Origin of the sequence: Colwellia marinimaniae (assembly GCF_002207865.1) — a bacterium.
Lineage (GTDB): Bacteria > Pseudomonadota > Gammaproteobacteria > Enterobacterales > Alteromonadaceae > Colwellia > Colwellia marinimaniae.
Genome location: NZ_BDQM01000274.1, coordinates 1 through 272, shown reverse-complemented (window position 1 = coordinate 272; position 272 = coordinate 1). Strand labels below are relative to the sequence as shown.

Below are 272 nucleotides of genomic sequence, written 5' to 3'. Positions count from 1 at the left end.
GCTATAGACTACCTGCTTATGCGTAATAATCTATAGCTGAACGATAACTAGATGGCTGATTTAAGCTTAATAGTGACTCATCTGCAGATATTTCATCCAGTTCTGCGTCATACCACTCTTGTGACCGCTCCGAATGCTCTGCTTCACCTTGATCTTTTCCCGAATCTCGCTGAGAAACCTGGCTATCTGTGAGCTGCAAGCCCTGTTCGGCCAACATCTCTCTTAACTTAGGTAATGCTTGCTCGATAATATCTCGGGTCTGAGGCTGGACC

General features: G+C 45.6%; 1 protein-coding gene. It reads right to left on the bottom strand.

What is annotated here, in order from left to right; all coding sequences use genetic code 11:
* Nucleotides 1-16: 16 nt before the first annotated feature.
* The coding region (locus tag MTCD1_RS19255) for a flagellar hook-length control protein FliK (protein ID WP_200818674.1) at nucleotides 17-272 on the bottom strand (256 nt) is incomplete at its 5' end.